At 38.3% G+C, this 23,523-nt stretch carries 19 protein-coding genes; 17 read left to right on the forward strand and 2 right to left on the reverse strand.

Annotated elements, in window-relative coordinates; translation table 11 throughout:
• Positions 1 to 8 precede the first annotated feature (8 nt).
• From ureE to tsaD, 9 genes are all read left to right on the forward strand, one after another.
• Complete coding sequence (gene ureE / locus ACIQ38_RS17745; protein ID WP_402826067.1) at positions 9 to 464, forward strand: urease accessory protein UreE; 456 nt, start codon at positions 9 to 11, stop codon at positions 462 to 464.
• Positions 457 to 1,143, forward strand: coding sequence for an urease accessory protein UreF (locus tag ACIQ38_RS17750; protein WP_402826070.1), 687 nt, complete (start codon positions 457 to 459; stop codon positions 1,141 to 1,143). Before ureE ends, ACIQ38_RS17750 begins: the two co-directional genes overlap by 8 nt.
• Before the next feature lie 21 nt (positions 1,144 to 1,164).
• Positions 1,165 to 1,776 carry an urease accessory protein UreG gene (ureG, locus tag ACIQ38_RS17755; RefSeq protein ID WP_142604883.1) on the forward strand — a complete coding sequence of 204 codons (612 nt, stop codon included), beginning with the start codon at positions 1,165 to 1,167 and terminating at the stop codon, positions 1,774 to 1,776.
• 1 nt (position 1,777) lies between these two features.
• Entirely contained in the window at positions 1,778 to 2,602 is an 825-nt protein-coding gene (locus tag ACIQ38_RS17760) for an urease accessory protein UreD (RefSeq protein ID WP_402826075.1), read from the forward strand.
• 131 nt (positions 2,603 to 2,733) lie between these two features.
• Positions 2,734 to 3,144 (forward strand): YugN family protein, encoded by a 411-nt coding sequence (locus ACIQ38_RS17765; protein ID WP_402826078.1) that lies wholly within the window; start codon positions 2,734 to 2,736, stop codon positions 3,142 to 3,144.
• 127 nt (positions 3,145 to 3,271) lie between these two features.
• Positions 3,272 to 3,724, forward strand: coding sequence for a tRNA (adenosine(37)-N6)-threonylcarbamoyltransferase complex ATPase subunit type 1 TsaE (gene tsaE, locus ACIQ38_RS17770; RefSeq protein ID WP_402826081.1), 453 nt, complete (start codon positions 3,272 to 3,274; stop codon positions 3,722 to 3,724).
• Entirely contained in the window at positions 3,721 to 4,407 is a 687-nt protein-coding gene (gene tsaB / locus ACIQ38_RS17775; protein ID WP_402826084.1) for a tRNA (adenosine(37)-N6)-threonylcarbamoyltransferase complex dimerization subunit type 1 TsaB, read from the forward strand. The genes tsaE and tsaB overlap by 4 nt, the downstream gene beginning before the upstream one ends.
• The gene (gene rimI / locus ACIQ38_RS17780; RefSeq protein ID WP_402826087.1) at positions 4,397 to 4,858 is read left to right on the forward strand and encodes a ribosomal protein S18-alanine N-acetyltransferase; all 462 of its coding nucleotides are present in this window, start codon (positions 4,397 to 4,399) and stop codon (positions 4,856 to 4,858) included. The genes tsaB and rimI overlap by 11 nt, the downstream gene beginning before the upstream one ends.
• Positions 4,855 to 5,874 (forward strand): tRNA (adenosine(37)-N6)-threonylcarbamoyltransferase complex transferase subunit TsaD, encoded by a 1,020-nt coding sequence (gene tsaD, locus ACIQ38_RS17785; protein ID WP_402826090.1) that lies wholly within the window; start codon positions 4,855 to 4,857, stop codon positions 5,872 to 5,874. Before rimI ends, tsaD begins: the two co-directional genes overlap by 4 nt.
• A gap of 425 nt (positions 5,875 to 6,299) precedes the next feature.
• Here the strand turns inward: tsaD and ACIQ38_RS17790 are convergent, their stop codons facing one another.
• On the reverse strand, positions 6,300 to 8,234 hold the full coding sequence (locus ACIQ38_RS17790) for an ABC-F family ATP-binding cassette domain-containing protein (protein WP_402826394.1): 1,935 nt from the start codon (positions 8,232 to 8,234) through the stop codon (positions 6,300 to 6,302).
• Between the two features lie 131 nt (positions 8,235 to 8,365).
• On the opposite strand from ACIQ38_RS17790, the gene ACIQ38_RS17795 reads away from it, so the two are divergent.
• Positions 8,366 to 9,010 carry a redox-sensing transcriptional repressor Rex gene (locus ACIQ38_RS17795; RefSeq protein WP_402826092.1) on the forward strand — a complete coding sequence of 215 codons (645 nt, stop codon included), beginning with the start codon at positions 8,366 to 8,368 and terminating at the stop codon, positions 9,008 to 9,010.
• A 238-nt stretch (positions 9,011 to 9,248) separates the two neighbouring features.
• On the opposite strand, the gene ACIQ38_RS17800 is transcribed toward ACIQ38_RS17795, so the two are convergent.
• Complete coding sequence (locus ACIQ38_RS17800; RefSeq protein WP_402826095.1) at positions 9,249 to 9,962, reverse strand: CPBP family intramembrane glutamic endopeptidase; 714 nt, start codon at positions 9,960 to 9,962, stop codon at positions 9,249 to 9,251.
• 185 nt (positions 9,963 to 10,147) lie between these two features.
• Between ACIQ38_RS17800 and groES the strand changes: the two genes are divergently transcribed.
• From groES to ACIQ38_RS17835, 7 genes are all read left to right on the forward strand, one after another.
• Positions 10,148 to 10,432 carry a co-chaperone GroES gene (gene groES, locus ACIQ38_RS17805; RefSeq protein WP_093274211.1) on the forward strand — a complete coding sequence of 95 codons (285 nt, stop codon included), beginning with the start codon at positions 10,148 to 10,150 and terminating at the stop codon, positions 10,430 to 10,432.
• A 37-nt stretch (positions 10,433 to 10,469) separates the two neighbouring features.
• Entirely contained in the window at positions 10,470 to 12,104 is a 1,635-nt protein-coding gene (groL, locus tag ACIQ38_RS17810; protein ID WP_402826098.1) for a chaperonin GroEL, read from the forward strand.
• Between the two features lie 231 nt (positions 12,105 to 12,335).
• Entirely contained in the window at positions 12,336 to 12,923 is a 588-nt protein-coding gene (locus tag ACIQ38_RS17815) for a 50S ribosomal protein L25 (RefSeq protein WP_402826101.1), read from the forward strand.
• Positions 12,924 to 13,644: 721 nt separating this feature from the next.
• On the forward strand, positions 13,645 to 14,916 hold the full coding sequence (locus tag ACIQ38_RS17820) for a RidA family protein (RefSeq protein ID WP_402826104.1): 1,272 nt from the start codon (positions 13,645 to 13,647) through the stop codon (positions 14,914 to 14,916).
• Between the two features lie 848 nt (positions 14,917 to 15,764).
• Positions 15,765 to 17,837, forward strand: a complete 2,073-nt coding sequence (locus tag ACIQ38_RS17825; protein WP_402826107.1) for a methyl-accepting chemotaxis protein — start codon at positions 15,765 to 15,767, stop codon at positions 17,835 to 17,837.
• 580 nt (positions 17,838 to 18,417) lie between these two features.
• Entirely contained in the window at positions 18,418 to 20,010 is a 1,593-nt protein-coding gene (locus ACIQ38_RS17830) for a hypothetical protein (RefSeq protein WP_402826110.1), read from the forward strand.
• Positions 20,011 to 20,672: 662 nt separating this feature from the next.
• A complete protein-coding gene (locus ACIQ38_RS17835) occupies positions 20,673 to 23,519 on the forward strand; it encodes a beta-glucosidase (protein WP_402826113.1) in 2,847 nt (948 codons plus the stop codon).
• The last annotated feature ends 4 nt before the right edge of the window (positions 23,520 to 23,523 follow it).

Consider the following 23,523-nt stretch of genomic DNA (forward strand, 5'->3'; position numbering starts at 1 on the left):
GTGACGAAATGATAATTGAAGAAGTAGTAACACATATCGATCTAATAGATCCAAAGGTTTTGGAAAGTACACATAAAGAAAAAATATATTTGGAAAGTAGTGACCTTGTTAAGCGTATTCAAAGAGTCACAACAGACCATGGCAAAGAAATTGGGATTCGCTTAAAGGAAGCAAAGGATTTACAAGCTGGAGACGTGCTGTACATGGACGAGAAAAATATGATTATCATTGAAGTTTTTCCGGATGATTTATTAATCATTTCGCCGCGAAGCATGCATGAAATGGGGACAATCGCTCACCAATTAGGGAATAGACATTTACCTGCTCAGTTTGAAGAAGACCAAATGCTTGTGCAATATGATTATTTGGTAGAGGAATTATTAGAACAGCTTAAAATTCCATTTGCGCGAGAGAAACGTAAAGTGAGACAAGCCTTCCGCCATATTGGGCATAGTCATGACTAATTACTTGTTGTCTTTGTTTCAATTATGCGACTCCAATTTGCCGACCGGGGGATTTAGTCATTCGTTTGGCTTGGAAACGTATATTCAAGAAAACAAAGTACATGATAAAACCAGCTTTTCTAAGTGGCTCAAAATGTATTTAGATGAGCAACTTCTCTATTCAGATGGGCTTGCCAGTAGACTTGTTTACGAGGCTTTGGCGACGAATAATTTGGAGAAAATATGGGAATTGGACCGACGTATTACGGTTCAAAACTTAGCTCGTGAAACGCGGGAAGGCACAAACAAAATGGGAGAGAGAATGCTCACCTTGGGCTTAGATTTATACCCAAGCCCTCTCCTGCAAACATATAAGCAACGTGTAACTGAAGGAGTGTCTTTTGCACACCCTGCTATTGTATTCTCCATTATCGCTTTTCAGTTGGAAGTTCCACAAAATTTAGCGATATCAGCGTTTCTTTATTCCTCTATTTCAGGATTAGTTCAAAATGCAGTTCGTGGAATACCATTAGGTCAAACGGCCGGACAACAATTATTAAGAGAGTTTCAAACATATATCGGGGAAGCTGCAGACAGGATAGCGCTTCTCGAAGAAGACGATTTTGGTGCTGTGGCGCCAGGATTAGAAATATCGCAGATGAAACATGAACGTGTGAATATTCGCATATTCATGTCTTGATGAAGGGAAGATAATTTAAAAATGGAACCAATTAAAATAGGAATAGGTGGCCCAGTAGGTGCTGGGAAAACAATGTTAGTAGAAAAATTAACTCGCCATATGGCAGATGAAATCAGTATGGCTGCTATTACGAATGATATTTATACAAAAGAAGATGCAAAGTTTTTAATGACAAATGGTATTCTTCCAGAAGATCGTATTATTGGGGTTGAAACAGGAGGGTGTCCACATACTGCTATTCGTGAGGATACATCGATGAACTCCGCTGCAATTGAAGATTTGAAAAAACGTCACCCTGATCTAGATTTAATCTTTGTTGAAAGTGGTGGAGATAACTTAGCTGCGACATTTAGTCCGGAGCTTGTTGATTTCTCCATTTATATTATTGATGTTGCACAAGGAGAAAAAATTCCTCGTAAAGGTGGACAAGGGATGATTAAATCCGATTTGTTCATTATCAATAAGACTGATCTTGCTCCATATGTAGGTGCAAACTTAGACGTAATGGCTTCGGATACAAGAGTGTTTCGAGGAAACAAACCATTCATCTTTACAAATCTTAAGGACAATACTGGCCTAGAGGAAGTAATGGATTGGATTCGTAAAAATGCCTTACTTTCAGGATTGAAATAAGATGGAAAATTGGACGGGGATTCTACAACTTGTGATGGAAAAAAAGAAAGAAAAAACCGTCACAAAAACGGTGTACTTCCAAGGTGCATTGAAGGTACTTCGCCCGAACTATCTGGATAATACGGGACAGGCGTGCTTTTTTATCGTGAATCCTGGTGGTGGTTATGTCGGTGGTGACACTTATCGAATAGAAGTGACACTGGAAGAACAGGCTGAGTTAATATTAACAACCCAATCTGCTACGAAAGTATACCGAACTCCGACAGCACCAGTACTTCAGGAAACGGAATTTATTTTAAAAAAAGGTAGTGTTCTCGAATACATTCCAGATCCACTGATTGCTTATCGGGATGCAAGGTATAACCAAAACACAGTAATTAGAATGGAAAAAGGATCCACACTTGTTTATACGGATATACTAACGCCGGGCTGGTCTCCGGATGGTGAATGGTTTAAGTATGAACAGCTTCGCTTGAAGAATGAAATATATTTGGAAGACCAATTGATTGCTTTCGATCATTTAAAATTACAACCTAGTGATTCACAAGTAGAAGATATAGGGTTTATGGAAAACTTCACGCATTTAGGTTCCATGATTGTAGTGGATGAGCGAAGTACAACCAGTTTTCTTAATCAATTGTATGAAGAGTTGGAAAGTCATATCGGAGATTGTAAAATAGGAATGTCCATGCTTCATGAGTCGGGATTTACGATCCGAATTCTAGCTTCATCTACGCAACGAATTGAAGAATTACTGGCATTATGCACTGCTTTTATTCGCCGGGAATGGTTTTCTAAAAAACCTTTGTCATTAAGAAAGTATTAAATTGTTATTTAAAAGACTAGTAAAAAGAGAGTTACGACTCCTTTTTATTAGTCTTTTTTACATTCAGTCTGTTTGTAAAGTTTTCTTTTGGGAGAAGATAGGAGAGAGTATATTAGAAGGAGTGAATAGCTTTGTTACAGCTAGAAACAGATTTAGAAGGAAAGCAAGCGTACTTTGGACAATTGCGAGATAGCATTCAGCGCTTGGGGTATAGTATTGGAGGGAACTGGGATTATCATAAAGGAAGCTTCGATAATGTTTTATGGAGGGAAGCAGGAGAGACAATCTATTTAAGGCTTCCATTTGAAGTACTAGAAGGTGACTTGGATCATCAACACGCATATATAAGATTTCAAACTCCTTATGTTATTAAACACGTCGTAAACGTTGGCTTAGATAGGGATGAAAATTCATTATTAACTTCTAGTGGGTTCAATCAGTTCCAAGAACCTCTCGATAAAGACGGAAAAATTGAGGACAAAAATAGATGGGTGCATGCTGGAGAACAAGCCGTACAAGAAATCGTACGTCTCGTGCACTAATGAAAGTAAAATCATTTCGCCATTTCGCGAAGTGATTTTTTTGGCTTAAAGGCTGTCTACTTACATTCCTTCTACTATTTCTTTATAATAGAAGCAAACAGATAAGTACTTGAAAGGATAGCGACTGATGATATATGAACGTATAATTAATTCGGAGCAAGAGACAGAAAAACTTGCCTATCAGTTTGCCGACAAACTGGGACCTGGTGACGTACTAACGTTAGAAGGCGATTTAGGAGCTGGCAAGACAACATTTACAAAAAGTATAGCTAAAGGTCTTGGAATAACTAGGAATGTAAATAGCCCGACCTTTACTATCTTAAAGCAATATGAGGGTAGACTTCCTTTAAACCATTTAGATGTATATCGCCTAGCAGATAGTGATGAAGATTTAGGATGGGATGAGTTGTTTTACGGAGATGCCGTAAGCATTATTGAGTGGGCGCATTTGATAAAAGAAGATTTACCTGAAGAGCGTTTAGCAATTCAAATCCATCGGCTAGAAGACGATAAGCGAAAATTTACGTTTACTCCGTTTGGTACACGATATGAACGATTATGTGAGGAGCTTTTTGAATGATTTGGTTAGGAATAGATACATCCCATACACCGCTTGCGGTAGCTATTGTAAAGGATGACCAAGTACTTGCAGAGTATAAGTCATCCCTTAAAATTACGCACTCGATAGGGGCAATGCCTGCAATTGAGGAGTTATTAAAAAAAGCGGATATTAAGCCCAGTGATATTGACTCCATTGCTGTTGCGGAAGGACCAGGTTCTTATACAGGCGTTCGAATCGGTGTGACAATAGGGAAAACACTTGCATGGACGCTGAATGTGCCAATTGTTTCGGTATCAAGCTTGCAAGCGTTGGCTGGGAATGCACCTTATTTCCCTGGAATTGTTTGTGCTATTATGGATGCTAGGCGCGGCAATGTTTTTGCGGGAATTTATGTGGACGGGGAAGTAGTGAAAGAAGCACATATGGCGCTTACGGAATTGTTAAAAAAAGTGGATGAAATGGGACAACCAGTTTTATTTGTCGGAATGGACGTTAACATACATTGGGAACAAATAAAAGAAGTGCTTGGGGATAAAGTGCAACATGCGAATGCGGCATTCTCTTTACCAAGTGCAGCAGTGTTAATCGAACTAGCCAAAAAGCAACAACCAACAGAAGCGCATACGACCGTTCCCGAATACTTACGTATAACAGAGGCAGAAGCAAACTGGATGAAAGAGCAGAAGAAAAATGATAACTAATCAAACCATTACGTATCGAAAAATGACATTGGAAGATATAGATCAAATACTTTTAATAGAAGAAGAAGCTTTTGCGACACCATGGACAAGAGAAGCATTCGAACATGAAATGACGACGAATTTGTATTCGCACTATATAGTGGCGGAGACAGAAACGGAAGAAATCGTTGGATATTGTGGTATGTGGATTGTCATGGATGAAAGTCATATAACAAATGTGGCCGTTTCAGAGCGTATGCGCGGACTGAAAATTGGCGAAGGCTTAATGCGTGAAGCAATTCGTGTAGTACTTGAACAAGACGTAGTGCTAATGACGCTAGAAGTACGTGTGACAAATGATATCGCCAAAAACTTGTATTATAAACTAGGTTTCCAAGATGGTGGCATACGAAAAAATTATTATACAGATACACAAGAGGATGCTCTTGTCATGTGGGTGGAGTTCAAATGATAAAAGATCAGTATATATTAGGTATAGAAACGAGCTGTGATGAAACGGCCGCTTCTATCGTAAAAAATGGACATGAAATTATCTCCAACGTAGTAGCTTCTCAAATCGAAAGTCATAAGCGTTTCGGTGGAGTTGTGCCAGAAATTGCGTCGAGACATCATGTAGAGCAAATTACAATTGTAATGGAAGAAGCACTAAAACAAGCAAATATGACACCAAAGGATTTAGATGCCGTTGCGGTTACAGAAGGACCAGGATTAGTAGGTGCGCTATTAATCGGTATAAATGCTGCAAAAGCATTTGCATTTGCTAACAGCCTTCCTTTAGTAGGGGTACATCACATCGCAGGTCATATATATGCAAATGCACTTGTGCAACCGATGGAGTTTCCGCTATTAGCGTTAGTCGTGTCGGGCGGTCATACGGAATTAGTATTGATGAAGAAAGATGGCCAATTCGAACTAATCGGAGAAACACGGGACGACGCTGCCGGTGAAGCGTATGATAAGGTAGCTCGAGTATTAAACTTGCCGTATCCGGGTGGTCCACATATTGACCGACTTGCAAATGAAAGTGATGGAGCTGTGCCTTTTCCTAGAGCGTGGTTAGAAGAAGGATCTTACGACTTTAGCTTCAGTGGTCTGAAATCTGCAGTGATTAACTATCAACATAATGCAGAGCAACGCGGCGAAGAGATTAATCCTAATCATTTAGCAGCAGGTTTTCAGGCAAGTGTGATTGAAGTATTGACGACCAAAACGTTAAGAGCAGCACGACAATTTAACGTGAAACAAGTAATCGCCGCAGGTGGGGTTGCTGCAAATAAAGGGCTCCGTAAATCTTTAGAAGAAACATTTGAAAAAGAGGATATTCCATTTTACGTGCCCTCGATTTCATTATGTACAGATAATGCAGCAATGATTGCTGCTGCAGGAAATTCCAAATTTTCTGCAGGAAAAACAAGTGATATGTCGATGAATGGTCGACCTGGAATGGAATTAAATAGTTGGAACTAACGCAAATCCCCTTTTCTTCGACAAGAAAAGGGGATTTTTTAACAGGTATTATTCAACTTGTCAATAGAGAACATTCGTACTTATGCACAGTTTGGGGATAAGATGTGCATAAGTTTTGTATTTTCTATATATTGTGTCTCATTTACACACAACTATGTGGATAGTATAGTTTGAAATCTGTGGATAATGTGTATAAGTCTGTTGATATGTTGGTATTACTAGTTTTTTCATGTGAATAAAATTGTGGAAAATGAAATCGAGAAAAAAAGTACTTGACCAACATATATAGACGAAATTCGACATTAGATTTTGCGATAAATGGCTGAACGAGAGGAACGAAGAGATGAATGCGATATAACATTAGCTAAGCATGAAAAACAATTTCTTCCCAGAAAAAAGAAAAAGATTCCCGTATAGGAATCCCTTTAGTTTGAAGCTATTTCTTCTAATAATTCTTGTAGCTCCAGCCATTCATTTGACAATGAATCTTGTGTTTCTTTTAATGCATCCAGTTCTAATTGCAATTTTTGTACTGCTTCATGGTCTTGGAATATTGCTGGATCACAAAGCTTCTCTTCTATAGAAGCTATGTCAGAATCCACTGTCGGCATTTGAGCTTCTAGCTCTTCCAACTGACGACGTAATTGACGTTCCTTCTTTTTGGCTTCTTTATCAATGGTAGATGTGTTTGCCTTCACAACAACCGTTTTCTCAATAACGGCATTTTCTTCTGCAAGCTCTTCTAATTCCTCTTTCTTTTCCAAGTAGTAATCGTAATCTCCTAAGAAAAGGGTCGCTTGATCGCTAGACAACTCAATCACTTTGGTTGCAATTCGGTTAATAAAGTACCGGTCATGTGATACAAAAATTATAGTACCTGGAAAATCGAGTAATGCATTTTCAAGTACTTCTTTACTATCTAAATCTAAATGGTTGGTAGGTTCATCAAGTACAAGTGTATTTGCTTTTAGCAGCATTAATTTGGCTAATGCAAGTCTTGCTTTCTCTCCACCAGATAACGTAGCAATTGTTTTTTGTACATCATCTCCACTAAATAGAAAGCGTCCTAACACAGTCCGGACATCTCTTTCATTCATCAGTGGCCATTCATCCCATAGTTCTTGCAAGGCGGTTTTATTGCCAGTGAGTGCGGCTTGTTCTTGGTCATAGTAACCAAATTGAACGTTTGTCCCGTATTGGATTTTCCCAGCATTACTATTCAATTGTTTCATCAATGTTTTTAGTAGAGTAGATTTTCCAACACCATTTGGGCCAACAAGTGCAATACGATCTTGCTTATATACGGAAAATGAAATATTCGATGAGACTGTTTTATTTGGATATCCTACAGAAACTTCCTCAAGTCGTAATACATCATTTCCACTTGGTCGATCGATCGTAAATCCAAAAGTAGCAGATTTTTCGTCGCCATCTGGGGCATCCATCCAGTCTGTTTTTTCAAGCACTTTTCGTCTAGACTGCGCCATTTTTGTGGTAGAAGCACGTGCTAGATTTTTGCTCACAAAGTCTTCTAATTTAGCTTTTTCCTCTTGTTGTTTTTCATATTTCTTTTTATCGAGCTCATAGTTTTTCGCTTTTTCATCTAAATAAGCGCTATAATTCCCAACATATCTAGTCACGTTATGTCGAGAAACTTCATATACAAAGTTCACGACTTGGTCTAAAAAGTATCGATCATGGGAAACGATTAAAACGGCTCCATTATAGTTTTTTAAATAATTTTCTAAAAAGCTAAGTGTTTGGATATCTAAATGGTTTGTTGGCTCATCTAGGATGAGTAAGTCTGGTTTGCTAAGTAACATTTTTGCAAGTGCCAGTCTCGTTTTTTGCCCACCAGATAATGCTTGTACGGGCTTATCATAATCTTCTGGGAAAAACTGCATACCATGTAAAATGGAACGGATATCTGATTCGAATCGATAACCGCCAGCTTCATTGAAAGCAAGTTGTAATTCATCGTACGCTGCAGTGACGCGTGCGTAAGCTTCTGTATCCTCATAAATAGAAGGATCAGCCATTTGTGCTTCTAGTGAACGTAGCTCTTTTTCGGAATCGATTAAATGACTAAAAATAGATTTCATTTCATCCCATATGGATAGCTTCGATTCAAGTCCAGCATGTTGCTCTAAATAGCCAAGGCGAACTGTTTTTGGCATGATGATATCACCGGAATCATAGGACATTTCACCGGCAATTATTTTAAGTAAAGTAGACTTTCCAGCACCATTTCGTCCGACGAGTGCGACACGATCTCGGTCTTGTACTTCTAACTTTACATTTGTTAATATATCTTCTCCGTTAAAGGATTTGGTTACTTGATTGACTTGTAAAACAATCACGATTATTCGCACCTCAATTCTCTCCTTAGTGTAATAGATAGGGACGAACGTTGCAACGCCCTAGCTTTACAAGGAAGGAAATGTCTAGTAATATAATAACGATTTGTACCAAAGAAATAGGAGGGTTTTTTATGAAACCTGAACTTCCAAGAATTCCTCAAGCAACAACGAAAAGACTTCCGTTATATTATAGATTTTTACAAAGCTTTCATAATGCGGGACATAAACGAGTTTCTTCCCAAGAGCTAAGTGAAGCGATGAAAATAGATTCCGCTACAATCAGAAGAGATTTCTCTCATTTTGGCGCACTTGGAAAAAAAGGATATGGTTATGATGTTCCAACGCTTCTAGAATTTTTTCGAAAAACGCTAGACCAAGACGAAGCTGCTCATGTGGCATTAGTTGGGGTAGGTAGCTTAGGAACTGCATTTCTTAAATATAATTTTCAGAAGAATCATAATACAAAAATTGTTGTTGCATTTGACACGAAGGCACCAGTAGAAGGAATGATGAAAAGTGATATTCCCGTTTTTCATCCAAGTGTGATGGAAACGAAACTTGCAGAGTACGGCATTGAATTGGTAATTGTTACTGTTCCAAGTCGCTCTGCACAAGAAGTTGCCGATCGTTTGGCGAAAACAGAAATTAAAGGCATTTTAAACTTTACGCCGGTAAGGTTAGCGGTACCAGATACAATTCGCGTGCATACGATCGATTTGTCTGTCGAAGTGCAAACGCTAATTTACTTAATACGAAATGAACATACTGAAGAATGAAAAAAGCCTTCCGACTGTTGGAAGGCTTTTATCTATGGTGTTTTTTGTAAAAGGGAGGGGGTATCCGAGCATAACGAAGTGGTAGCCGCGCAATGAAAAGTCCTCCGAGCAAAGAGAAGAGGTATGCGAGCATAAAGTCAGTGTAACCGAGCATAAGGAAGCGATATCCGCGCTTTAACAAAACATAGACTCCGCACAATGATGAAGAGCAGCTCACACATGTATGAGCTGCTCTTCATTATGGCATTTGTGAATAGGTTTCTAGAAACTTTTGGATCGTTTCGCCGTAAAACTGAACAAGTACTACAAAACCATTCAGTAACATATGGGAAATAATCGATGCTGTAATGCGTTTTGTTTTGTAATAAATAAAAGCGAATATAAACCCAGACACGGCATATAGTAGGATGTGCGTGAACTCGAAGTGTATGACTGCAAAAGCAATTGCACTAACAAGCGCCGCCACAAAAAAGTTCGTTTTAGGTAATAAAGAACCGAAAATGATACGACGGAAAATCAATTCTTCTAATATAGGAGCGAAAATAACGATAGAAAAAATGGCAAAAGGGACACTATGCGCAATCTCAATAAATTGCTCTGTATTTGCGGACCCTGCTTCTATTCCAAAAGCTTGCTCCAAATTCGCAGCAATAATTTGACCAAAAAAAACAAGGAAAAATCCAAGTATTCCAAAGCCAATTACCCCACCTAAAGTAGCTTGCTGTCCTTTTAATGGACGCAAAAATGTATTATCTTTACGAATAATGAGCAGTGTAACGAGGGTGGCAATCCCCATGCTGATAAATACCCACCAACCGTAAGTGGTAAGCTCTGGATCTTTTACTTCCATCGTTTGGATTAATTTATAAAAGAGGGGTACAAAAACTGCTCCTGAAAGTTGCATCACGCAGTAGGTAATTAAAATATAAAGTCCAGTTTTTTGTTGTTTCATTTAAAATAATTCCTCTCTATATTAACAATCTTCTTTATTGTAAAGGAAAAAAGAGATAAAAGAAAAAGTTAGCCTTCTTACTTGCAAAATGTTCTGTTATTAATTATTATTATAAGTGTGTTAGCACTCAAAGAGTAAGAGTGCTAATAATATAAAATTCGACAAATTTAGGGAGGTTGTTTCACTTGTTAAGACCATTAGGTGATCGTATCGTAATCGAATTAATCGAAGTAGAAGAAAAAACAGCATTCGGCATCGTTCTTCCAGACTCTGCTAAAGAGAAACCACAGGAAGGGAAAGTTGTTGCTGTAAGTTCTGGACGAGTACTTGATAACGGCACTCGTGTAGAATTGGACGTAAAAGAAGGAGACCGCATTATCTTCTCTAAATATGCAGGTACAGAAGTAAAATATGAAGGCACTGAATATTTAATATTACGCGAAAGCGATGTTCTAGCAGTAATTGGCTAATAAAAAATTGAAACAAAAATTAGGAGGTAACTAAATCATGGCAAAAGAAATTAAGTTCAGTGAAGACGCTCGTAGTGCAATGCTACGTGGGGTAGATAAACTAGCAGACGCTGTAAAAGTAACGCTTGGACCAAAAGGACGTAACGTCGTACTTGAAAAAAAATTCGGTTCACCACTTATTACAAATGATGGTGTAACAATTGCTAAAGATATCGAATTAGATGATGCATTTGAAAACATGGGTGCAAAACTAGTTGCAGAAGTTGCTTCTAAAACAAATGATATCGCTGGTGACGGTACTACAACTGCAACAGTTTTAGCTCAATCAATGATCCGTGAAGGATTGAAAAACGTAACAGCTGGAGCAAACCCAGTTGGTATCCGTAAAGGTATTGACCTAGCAGTTGCTGTAGCAGTTACTGAGTTAAAAACAATTTCTAAACAAATCGAAGGCAAAGAGTCTATCGCTCAAGTTGCTGCGATCTCTTCTGGAGATTCAGAAGTTGGCGAACTAATTGCTGAAGCTATGGAACGCGTTGGAAACGACGGAGTTATCACTATCGAAGAGTCTAAAGGATTCACTACAGAACTTGACGTAGTAGAAGGTATGCAATTCGACCGTGGATATGCATCTCCTTATATGGTAACAGACTCAGATAAAATGGAAGCAATTTTGGACAATCCATATATTTTAATTACAGATAAAAAGATCTCTAGCATTCAAGAAATCCTTCCTGTACTTGAGCAAGTTGTACAACAAGGCAAACCACTTTTACTAATCGCAGAAGACGTAGAAGGGGAAGCATTAGCTACTCTAGTTGTTAACAAATTACGCGGAACATTCAATGCTGTAGCTGTTAAAGCTCCAGGATTCGGAGACCGTCGTAAAGCAATGTTAGAAGATATCGCTATCCTAACTGGCGCTGAAGTAATTACAGAAGATTTAGGACTAGATTTAAAATCTACAGACATTACACAACTTGGACGAGCTTCTAAAGTTGTTGTAACAAAAGACAACACAACAGTTGTAGAAGGTAACGGAGAATCTGATCGCATCGCTAGCCGTGTAGGTCAAATCCGTGCACAATTAGAAGAAACAACTTCTGAATTCGATAAAGAAAAACTACAAGAGCGTCTAGCTAAACTTGCTGGTGGCGTAGCAGTAGTTAAAGTCGGAGCAGCAACAGAAACAGAACTAAAAGAACGCAAACTTCGCATTGAAGATGCACTAAACGCAACTCGCGCAGCTGTGGAAGAAGGTATCGTATCTGGTGGTGGTACTGCACTAGTAAACGTATACAACAAGGTGGCTGAAGTTGCAGCAGCTCAAGAAGGCGACGTAGCAACAGGTCTGAAAATTGTCCTTCGTGCATTAGAAGAACCAGTTCGTCAAATCGCTAACAACGCTGGTTTAGAAGGTTCAATCGTAGTAGACCGTCTAAAACGCGAAGAAATCGGCACAGGTTTCAACGCAGCTAACGGTGAATGGGTAAACATGATCGACGCAGGTATCGTAGATCCAACAAAAGTAACTCGTTCAGCGCTTCAAAACGCTGCATCTGTAGCTGCATTATTCTTAACTACAGAAGCAGTAGTGGCAGACATTCCAGAACCAGCAGGAGCAGGCGGCATGGGTATGCCTGATATGGGTGGCATGGGCGGCATGATGTAATAAGCATTATGAGAGCCTTAAATTAAATAGTGGCTAAATTAAGGAAAGGTTTTCACCAGTTTAATACAACTGGGGGAAGCCTTTTCTTTTAGGTTGATTGAACTAATTATTTTGAATAGGCCTTTTCAATGAAATAATAGAATGAATTGGGTATACTTGAATAGTAAGGTAATTCTTAGACTCTTCTATAAAAATGAAAGTCTAAGATTCAAAAAGAAAGGTGGAAGTAAAATGAATACGTTAATAGCTCAAGAAAGAAAGGACTTTAAAAAATCCTCTTTGAAGGAATTGAGAAATGATGGGGAAATCCCTGCAGTTGTTTATGGGAGGGGGATTAGTACCAAATCTATTTATTTAAAAAATGCAGACTTACGTAACGTGATAAAAGTTGTTGGTAGAAATGGTATTATATCTCTAAATCTTGCTGGAGAATCAAAAAATGTTATTTTAAGAGATTACCAAGATCAAGCATTAACTAGGGAAGTACTGCATGTAGATTTTCTTCAGGTTGATAAGCACACCGAAATTGATACAAAAGTTAGTGTAGTTGTAAGGGGAACATCAAACGGCGAGAAAGCAGGGGGAATCTTCAAACAATTTCTTCATGAATTGAATATAACTGCTAAAGCAAATGATATCCCTGATAGTATTGAAATTGACATCACTGATTTTGAAATAGGTCATACTGAAAGAATTGCGGATCTTAAAAATGTTTATAGTAACTTTACAATTAACCATGAGGATGAAGAAGCTATAGTGATGATTGACTTTATGAAAGTAACAGAAGAGGAAGAGGATATTAGTGCAGTTGAAGTTTAATGGGTTATTACTAATATCTACTGCAACAAATAGTCCTCTATGCTAATGCTCTGCCAAGCTTAGCTAATTTCAAATTACCGTTTTAAATTATAAATAAGCAGAAAAACTATGTCAATAAGTTTAAAGCATTTAAAAATGAATTGATTTTCCAATAAAAAATCAAAGCAGTAGTCCTCTAGGTATAGCTGCTTTGATTTCTTTTTTAAAGTTTTAGATATGAAACCTTAAAAAATGTTAACATTTTGCCAACACAATCTTATAAAAATAGTAAAGTCCCGTTAAAGATGTGACAGTAAAAAATAATCAAAATGTTGATTTACCGCTCTTTTATCCTCCAGTTAACGATGCGATAATGCGGTCAACACTTTGTATATAGGAGCGCGAAGTAGAGGATGAAATTTGAAATGGACGATCTTCTTCCTCTAGTTTCAGTGGGGCTTGAGTACAAATGGGAAGATAAGATATTTTGTAATGTCTTGCTTGATACTGGTTGTTCCTCAACAATCTTAGATACGGATTTATGTGAAAAAGAAGCTTCCCACAAGTTCATTGAACTTGTGGGAAGTTTTTTTTTATTTATTTTGTTGTTCAATTCTCACAAAACGTTAGACGAAATGAACAAATCCTGCTATAATTTTGTAGTGCATTCTGAGCGGTTAAGACCGTGTTTTTCGGTGCATACTTAGATTAGTAAATTTTTATCAAGAAGGGAAATCGTATCATGAGCAACTATAACGCAGTAACAGCAAAAAATACGGAAAATGCTCCAACTGGAAACGGTCTATATTCACAAAGTGTAGCATTCTCTCATTACAATAATCTTTCAGCGCAATTACCTATCGAACCTCAAACGGGTAAATTGGTAGCTGGTGGCATAAAAGAGCAAGCTGAACAATGCTTTAAAAATATCAAAGCAATTGTAGACAGCATCGATCATGTTATGAGTGACATTGTTAGAATCACAGTATTCGTTAAGGATATCCAAGATGTGGACGCTGTAGACGAGGTTTATAAAACATTCTTCCCAACTTATGTTCCATCACGAACAACAGTTGCAGTTGCAGCTCTACCTATGGATGCTTTGGTTCAAGTTGAAGCACTTGTTTCACACGGAGAAGGTACAATTCCAAATGCACCTCAAGCAGGCGACCTCATAAAACTTACAAATAACACGTCAAATGCACCAACAAGTTCTCTATCTACACAAACTGTATCTTTCTCTCATTACAATAATCTTTCAGCTCAATTACCTATCGATCCAAAAACTGGCAGATTGGTAATTGGCGGTGTAAAAGAGCAGGCTGGACAGTGCTTAAAAAATATCAAGGCAATTTTAGAAAGTATCGACGTTCCTTTTGATGATATTGTTAAAATTAATATCTTCCTTAAAGACCTTTCAGATACTGAAGCTGTAAATGAAGTTTATTCAACATTTTTCCCAGATTCAGCTATCGCTAGAGCCGTAGCCTACGTCCCTGCACGTACAGTAGTTGCAGCTTCAGCTTTACCAATGGATGCTTTAGTACAAATTGAAGCAGTAGTTTCACACGGAGATGGTACACCTCCACAAGCTATTGAAGACAGACATGGTATTGTTATATGGGCAAACAACACTGAAAATGCACCAAAGAATTCTCTATCTACACAAACTGTAGCGTTCTCTCATTACAATCATCTTTCAGCTCAATTACCTTTGGATCCAAAAACGGGTAAATTAGTAGCTGGTGGTGTAAAAGAGCAAGCTGAACAGTGCTTGACAAATATCAAGGCAATTGTAGAAAGTATCGACCACGTTATGGAAGATATAGTTAAAGTAAATATCTTCGTTAAAAATATTGCAGATATGGATGCTGTAGATGAAGCTTACAAAACATTCTTCCCAGGCGGTGTTCCTGCACGAAGAACAGTTGGTGTATCAGCTTTACCTGAAGATGCTCTAATCCAAATCGATGCAATTGTATCAAATGCTGAAGGAACACCTCCAAAAGCATAATTAGTATTTGTTTGTAAATAAAGGAACGATCGAAGTTCATCGATAATGCTGATGATGAATGCGAAATAGCGTATCCTATTCATAAAAAGAGGCTGTCTCCAATGAAAATGGAGACAGCTTCTTTTTTTCATTGATGTAATCAGTTACTTAAAAGTTTGTTACATCAATGCTTTATAGGTATCAATATAGTAATTCAAAACCAAATGATTGCGAAATTTAAAAAACACTTAAATAATAGAGGTTTCTCATAAGTCCCAAACTTTTGAGGAGCCTTTTTTTCTTTCTTTTAACGTTCCGTTAAGTGGTTATTCCCTTTCTAGAATTGCAAAAGTTTATCAAAAAACATGTTATAAATTATAAGAATTTAACCAATTTTCTATTTAAATTAAGGGGGAATTGGTATTTTTAATAATTTTTTTTGAGAATCACTAAAATTTAATCTTAAAGTACTATAAAATAGTGATTCTTAAGACTTGGTAAATCAATTATAATTAATAAGAAAGATTTACTACAAAATATAAGTTAATATACGGAATGAGTCTTCCTAAAGGTAAAAATCACTAACATTGGAATCGATTCAAACAACTTGGATTATCCGAAGAAATGGATGAGATATGCTTATTTTCAACATAATTATGGATATTAATCATCTTTCAACGGAGGATAACAAAGCACAAGGTGATTTATCTAAGTATCTCTTGTCTATAGGGAAGGGGAAAATGGTAACGATGCAGTAAAAAATTAAAGGATAAATTCTAAAGGTAAAGTTATTATGTGCTCAAACGGGGCATCATTTTGGAAACTATATAAGCTGGCTATAGTCTAGAAGGATAGGAAGGAATATATTAATGCGTAAAAAAGATAATGAAACGAAGTTAAACTTGTTTTCTTGGATAAGAAATAGTATTTCAACAAAAGTAGCTTTTGTTCTTTTTATAGCTATCATCATTGTATTTTCGATTACGGGGTTTCTGATAAACTCCTATACGAAATCAATATTAGTTCAAAGTGTAGAAGAAAATGTATCAACGAAAAGCGAGGCAATTGCTGATCAAGTTAATAGTATGTTTGCAGATAAAGGAACGATTGTAAGGCAAATTGCGACAAATCAGGAGATACTAAAATACTTGAATACAACTTTATCAAGAGATGAAGCAACGACAAATGCTTATTACGATGGGGTTTTGAAATCACTTGATGAGATTGTTAAAATAGATGATGGTGTTGCAATGGCTTGGATTGCCAGCAATAAATCCAATTTTTTAGTTGGAAGTAATAATGTAGTGTCGGATCCAAGCTTTGATATAAAAAGCAGACCTTGGTACGAACAAGCCGTAGCGGAAGATAAGGTATATTTTACGGAGCCATATATGGATGAAGTTTTTGGGAAAATGATATTAAGTGCTATGAAACCAATTAAAGAAGGCGGAAATACGGTTGGTATCGTTGCAATAGACATATTTTTAGATGATTTACCCCAATTAATGCAATCTTATAAGATGGGTGAAAATGGATATGCGTTTTTACTTTCCAACGATGGAACCATACTATATCATCCAGACAGTGAGTTAATACTAGAACAAAAACTTCAATCACTTTCCGGTGAGATAGGAAATGTCGGCAAGAAAATGGTGGACGGTGAAAAGGGACTTGAACTGACGCAAGTAAATGATGGCTTAGAATATATCGGGTATTCACCAGTCCCAACAACCAATTGGTCAGTTGGAACATCTATACCACAAGAGGAAGCATTAAGCAGTCTTAATACTTTCACATTGATGATGGTTCTATATTTTGGTATTGCTTGTCTCATCCTCATTATTTTAGTATTCTTGCTATTAAAACGTATGTTAAGAGAAATTCCTCATGTTACAAATGTAATGGAGCAACTAGCTTTAGGTAATTTAAGTAAGGAAGAATTACAATCAAAATCTAAAGATGAAATAGGTCAATTAGTAACATCTACAAACCAATTGAATCGCAACTTGCGAGAAATAGTAAGTCAAATCAATACAGTTTCTGAAACAGTAAGTAATCAAAGTGAAGAGTTGACTCAATCGGCAAACGAAGTAAAAATGGGAGCAGAACAAGTGGCAATTACTATGCAGGAATTAGCGTCTGGTTCTGAAACGCAAGCCAATAGTGCGAGTGATTTATCATTTGGTATGAATAATTTTGCAGAAAAAGTTCAAGAAGCGAATGAAAATGGTTACCGTATCGAAACAAATTCAAAAGTAGTTTTAAATATGACCAAAGATGGCTCTGAGTTAATGAAGAATTCAATTGCTCAAATGGATAAAATAGATAAAATAGTGCGGGACTCAGTCCATAAAGTTCAGGGGCTAGACAAGCAATCACAAGAAATTTCCAATTTAGTAACCGTTATTAAGGACGTTTCTAATCAGACTAATCTTCTAGCTTTAAATGCTGCAATCGAAGCAGCAAGGGCTGGAGAACATGGAAAAGGATTTGCTGTAGTAGCAGATGAAGTAAGAAAACTTGCTGAACAAGTATCTGATTCTGTAACGAATATAACAGATATAGTAGGTAATATTCAAAAAGAATCTGGCCTTGTATCGGAATCGTTACAAGGTGGATATGAGGAAGTGGAAAAAGGAAAAGCACAAGTGGAATCTACTGGCGAGACTTTCCATGGAATTAGTGAAGCTGTAACTGAAATGGTTTCTAGTATTACAACTATTGCGGAAAACTTAACGGAAATCGCAGCCAATGCCCAAGAGATGAATGGAGCAATTGAAGAAATTGCTTCCGTTTCGGAAGAATCGGCAGCTGGTGTTGAACAAACATCTGCATCTTCTCAACAAATAAGCAGTATTATGGAAGAAGTGGCTGGTGGATCAGGTCAACTAGCAAAATTAGCTGAAGAGCTAAATGATTTAGTCAGACATTTTAAGCTATAAAAATTAGCTTGACGGATAGTTTTCTAAGTTCTCTACTTGAATTATAAAAAAATACCTTCAGCTTACAGAAGACAAGACTTAATAATTTAGATAAACTCCATCATTAACTTTTCTTTAATGGTGGAGTTTTTTATTTGTACTTTTATCGATTTATATAAAATTAATTGGAAAATAGTGTTTGTTAAATAACTGTTATATTATTTTGAAAATATTACTTTCAAGTTTTATTTGTAAAATAAAATTGGATAGTTTTTCAATTGGGCAAGCAATTGAGTTATTAGAGGAGATAAATATGAAAGCGTTTTTATTTAATTAGGTTAGGGTTGTTTGAAAGATATATATTATTTCATATATTGCAAAATTCGATAAATATGTAATGGAAGCGTCATTTTTTTTAATCAGACTAAAACAAGTTGGTAACAAAGCTTTGGTATATTCTATGCAGGCAGATGATGGTACTGCCGGAAAATTTGAGTAAGAGTGTTACTCAGGCTGATACGAGGTGAAACGATAAATAAAGGAATTTATGAAAAATCCATCCTATCAGTAGAAAAAAATACGAACTAGGAGAGATCAAGTAATGAATAAAAAACAAATGGACTCTAAGAAAGCAAATAAAAACTTATCGAAGAAAGTAGCACCACTAGTAATGTCAACATCCATGATGGCGGCAACCTTTTTGGTAGCTGGTGCTCCTATTTCTGCAGCAGAGCTAGACACAAAGGGCGTTAACCCAGAAGTTATTGAACAAGTAAAAAATCATGGTCAGGAAGTATCTACATTAGCAAAAAGTCTACCGGGCTCTCCTGAAAAAGGTAAACTAGTTAGTGAGCTAGCTCAAGTTAATTCCGGCATAACTAATGATGCTCCAGATAATGAGGATAATATAGATGAAACAACTAACGATGTGCTGCAAGAAGTCGAAATTAGTGACGTTACAGCAGCTGATGAAACAGCAGCGGAGGAAGCAGAAGTCCCAGCTGCAGATGAAGTAGATGTAACAACAGAAGTACCAGAAGAGCTAAAAACTGAGGACGGTCAAGTAGAAGAAGGGATAGTGGAAGAAACAGAGGCACCAGCTACTGAAGATGTGCAAGCTGAAGAAGCAGAAGCCCCAACAGCTGAAAATGTGCAAGTAGAAGAAGGAACAGAAGCAGCTGAACAAGAAGGAGCATTGGAAGAAGCAGAAGTTCCAACAACTGAGGATGGACAAGTAGAAGAAGGAACAGTGGAAGAAACAGAGACACCAGCGATTGAAGATGTGCAAGGAGAAGAAGGAACAGAAGCAGTAGAGGAAGATGGAACATCAGAGGAACCAGAAGCTCCAGCTGCCGAAGAAGGAGAAGAAGCTCCAGAAGAGGGAACATCGGAAGAACTAGAAGCCCCAGCTGCTGAAGATGCGCAAGCAGAAGAAGGTACAGAAACTGCTGAAGAAGGAGGAACAGAAGAATCCGAATCCCCGACAGTTGAAGAAGGAACAGCAGAAGAATCCGAAGCCCCAACAGCAGAGGATGGTCAAGTAGAAGACGGTTCAGAAGCAGTTGAAGAAGGAGAAACAGAAGAATCCGAATCCTCAACGGTTGAAGAAGGAACAGCAGAAGAATCCGAAGTTCCAACAGCAGAGGATGGTCAAGTAGAAGACAACTCTAATGTATGGGTAGATAAAGCTTATCAATTTATTGGTAATGGCTATGAAAGCATTGTTGGGTATTATCAAACCCTTATTGAACAAAATTTAGCCCAATCAAGTGAAGAACCTAAAAATGTAGAAGTTATTGATGTAGTGTCTGATGTATCTGCTGAGGTTGGTGAAACAGATGATACAACTACTTTAGAGGTAGATACATCTCAAGATATCTCTATTGATAAAGAAAATACAGATCTAACAAATGATACTGATGTTAGCTTAGAAAGCCCAGTGGTTGTAGAAAATGAAGAACAACCTTCTGATGTAGAAAGTCTAGAGCAAGAAACTGTAGAATCAGTAGAAAATACAGTATCTGATCTTGAACAAACAGTAAATGAGGAAGTAAGTTTGGCTACTGAAACAGAACAAGCTAATCAAAATGAAGTAGAAAAGGAATCTGACCAAATTTCTATAAAGGATAAAATGGTAGGATACTATCAAGATCTAGTAGCTTCATTTGCTAACTTTATGAATTTCTTAAAATAAGCGTAATTCTTTAGCATTATTGATCGTAGTCTAAAGGCTTTGAACTGAATAAATAGGGAGGGGAATGAATAAAGGAAGATATTCATTCCCCTTTTTTGAGTATAGATATAACTCACTCTCACTTTGAAGTCGGACCAACAGTATTTTAGCTACTTGGACTTGGCGATGGAATGTAGATCTTTAATTGGAGCGCCACTATTTCTGGGCCTTAATATATAAGGAGGGAGGCAAAGTAAAAATAAAATGCTAACATAATTCAAAGTCTCATACCAACCTACATACAAATAAGGGTCAACATTTATTTCATTCATTACATGTCCCTTTCGATTGGACTTGCAATTGTCTATAGAAAATCCTCTTACTTGATAAATTGAAGTTCCTCATCTGATTTTATTATATTTATAATAATAATGATTTAGATTCATTTTAATCGTTTATTTTGCAAAACATGGCTTGTTGCTGTGTTTTAATACCAGTTTAAGGACTTTAGAAGTGTTACTAATATCGTGTTTTTTGTTATCTATTTGTAATTTGACGTTCATACTAGTGAAATATTTTTCCTCTATACTGATACACGGAATAGTTAGCAAGGGAGAGAAAAAGTTATTGATAAAATTATATTAAGATACTAATTGACAAGTAGATAGCAAGGGAGAATTAAGATGATAAAACGAATTAGTGCAATTTTTTTAACCGCAACAATCTCCATGTCTTCGTTAGTAAACCCTACATATGCGATGAACGATGGAAAGGAAGTAACCAATCCATGGATGAACACCAAGCTGTCTGCCGAGGAGCGCACCGAACTGCTTTTAGATGAAATGACGATGGAGCAGAAAATCCAGCAAATCGCCATTTCACGCTTCAATGAGAATGACACTGGTGAAACAGTTGTCATCAACAAGGGTGGTACTAGTAAGTATCAGAACGGTGAATTTGCGCCAGAGGGTACCTTGCCAGGGTGTGAGTGGCAGGATACTGGCCGTCAGATTCATGGGATTGAGGAACTAGGCATTCCCACGGTCCGTATGACTAACGGTGGTACGGGTGTAAAAGGTGGATCTTGTGGCAATGATCCGGAGGCAACGGGACTACCTTCTACTCCAGCGCTGGCTGCTACTTTCGACCGTGAGTTGAACTATGAGGCAGGCAGAATTCTCGGCGAGGAGACACGCGCCTTCGCGCATCACGTGTTGCTTGGACCGGGTATGAACCTCATTCGTCACCCATACGGTGGGCGTAACTATGAATATTTCAGTGAGGACCCATACTTAACTGGTATTCTGGCGACCGAGCAGGTCAAAGGTATCCAAGACCAAGGAGTTCAGGCACAACTTAAACACTTAGCCGGCAATGAGCAAGAGACCGAGCGATGGACGATGGGTGTTCAGGTTCCTTCAAAGGCTATGAACGAACTGTACATGCTGCCTTTCGAGATGACTGTCAAGGATGCAGACCCAGCCTCAGTGATGTGTTCATTCCCAGATGTTAACGGTACATATGCTTGTGATAGCTCTGAATTGCTACAAGATGCCCTGCGGGACAACTGGGGCTTTGACGGGTACGTTATGAGTGACCGTCGAGCAATTCACGACACAGTCGCTGCCATCAAGGCAGGCACGAATGTCGAGCTCGACTGGGCACCACAGTACTACACGGAAGAGATAATCCAGGATGCCCTTGATTCAGGTGAGGTGACGGAGGACGATATCGACAATCTTCTTCGCCCGCGCTACATTAAGATGATCGAGTATGGTCATATGGATGAGCCTTACGATCAGTTCCTACCAGAAATCGTCGATCCGATTGCTAATGGTGACAGTGCAAGAAAGATGGCTGAAGAAGGAGCAGTACTACTTAAGAATGAAAATAACTTCCTGCCACTTGACGATGAACCGGAGTCTATCGCACTAATTGGTGTTGAATGGTTTGCTGGTGAGGCAAAGATGTCCCCGCGCTCCATTCGAGACAATAATGAGAACGTAAATGCTCCTTACACGGTCACTCCGCAAGAAGGACTAGAGAACGTTATAGAGGAGCTAGGCTATGACACTGAAGTAACATACAATGATGGCCGTGACCCGAAGGCTGCCGCTAAGCTTGCTGCTGATTCTGACGTTGTACTTCTAATGTTAGGCGACAACCCACATGAGACTGTGGACCGTGATACTCTAGAATTCCCAGCTATCGACCTTGATACTAACCAGGACCGAGAGGATTGGGTGGAGCAGGATCCGCTAATTGATGCAGTCTTGGAGGCAAACGCGGAGCACACAGCTGTGGTATTAAAGACTTCTGGTACGGTGCTAATGCCGTGGTTGGATAAAGTACCTGCTGTGCTTGAAGCTTGGTTCCCAGGCATGGAAGATGGTAATGCTGTGGCAAACTTGCTTTATGGTAAAGTAAATCCTTCCGGAAAGCTACCTATGACATTCGGGGTGACCGAGCGAGAAGCTGCCTTCGCGACTGAGGAGCAGTTCCCGGGAACGCGTCAAGATACTGGCAAGGTAGGCGGACCAGGCGCATATGGTGACGGTTCTGACCAGCTAATCGCCAAGTACACGGAAGGTCTAGAGATGGGCTACCGCTGGTATGAAGCGAACGATGTGAAGCCAGTCTTCCCATTTGGATACGGTCTATCATATACGACTTTCGAGTATGATGATCTTAATGTGAAAGAGGTCCGCGATGATGGTAAAGGCAATAACGGTTCTTTATCCGGTATTGACGTGTCCTTCAAAATCACGAACACTGGTGACGTTGCCGGCAAAGAAGTAGCACAGGTATACATGACATTGCCGGACGAGGCGGGGCAACCGACTAAGCGACTTGTCAACTTCGAGAAGATTAACCTTGAGCCAGGTGAGAGCAAACTCATGACTGTGCGGATTAATCAGGCAGACTCCAACCACCCGTTCTCTTATTTCATTCCGGAAGAACCGGACAACCTAGCGAACTGGGCTGATGGGCAGTGGGCTACTGTTGATGGAAAATACCGCGTACATGTCGGAGGTTCCTCAGCAGACACTCCATTGGAAAAAGACATCCCGTTGAACTTCAAACTTAACAAGGACAACGGCAAAGGTAACAATGGCGAAAATATAGACAACAACAATGGTAACAATGGCGATAACAAAGACAACAACAATGGTAACAATGGTGAAAATAAAGACAACAACAGTGGTAACAATGGTGAAAATAAAGACAACAACAATGGTAACAATGGCGAAAATAAAGACAACAACAACGGTAACAATGGCGAAAATAAAGACAACAACAATGGCAACAATGGCGAAAATAAAGACAACAACAATGGTAACAAAGACGACAACAAAGATAATAACAGTGGTAACAATGGCAACAACAAAGATAATAACAGTGGTAACAATGGCAACAACAAAGACAACAACAAAGACAACAACTATGGTCAGAACCAATGGCTACACCAATGGTTACACCAATTGCTACAAAAATGGCACCAAAAATGGCAACTACAATGGCGAGGGTAACTCT

It is taken from the genome of Psychrobacillus sp. NPDC096389, from assembly GCF_044762855.1.
Lineage (GTDB): Bacteria > Bacillota > Bacilli > Bacillales_A > Planococcaceae > Psychrobacillus.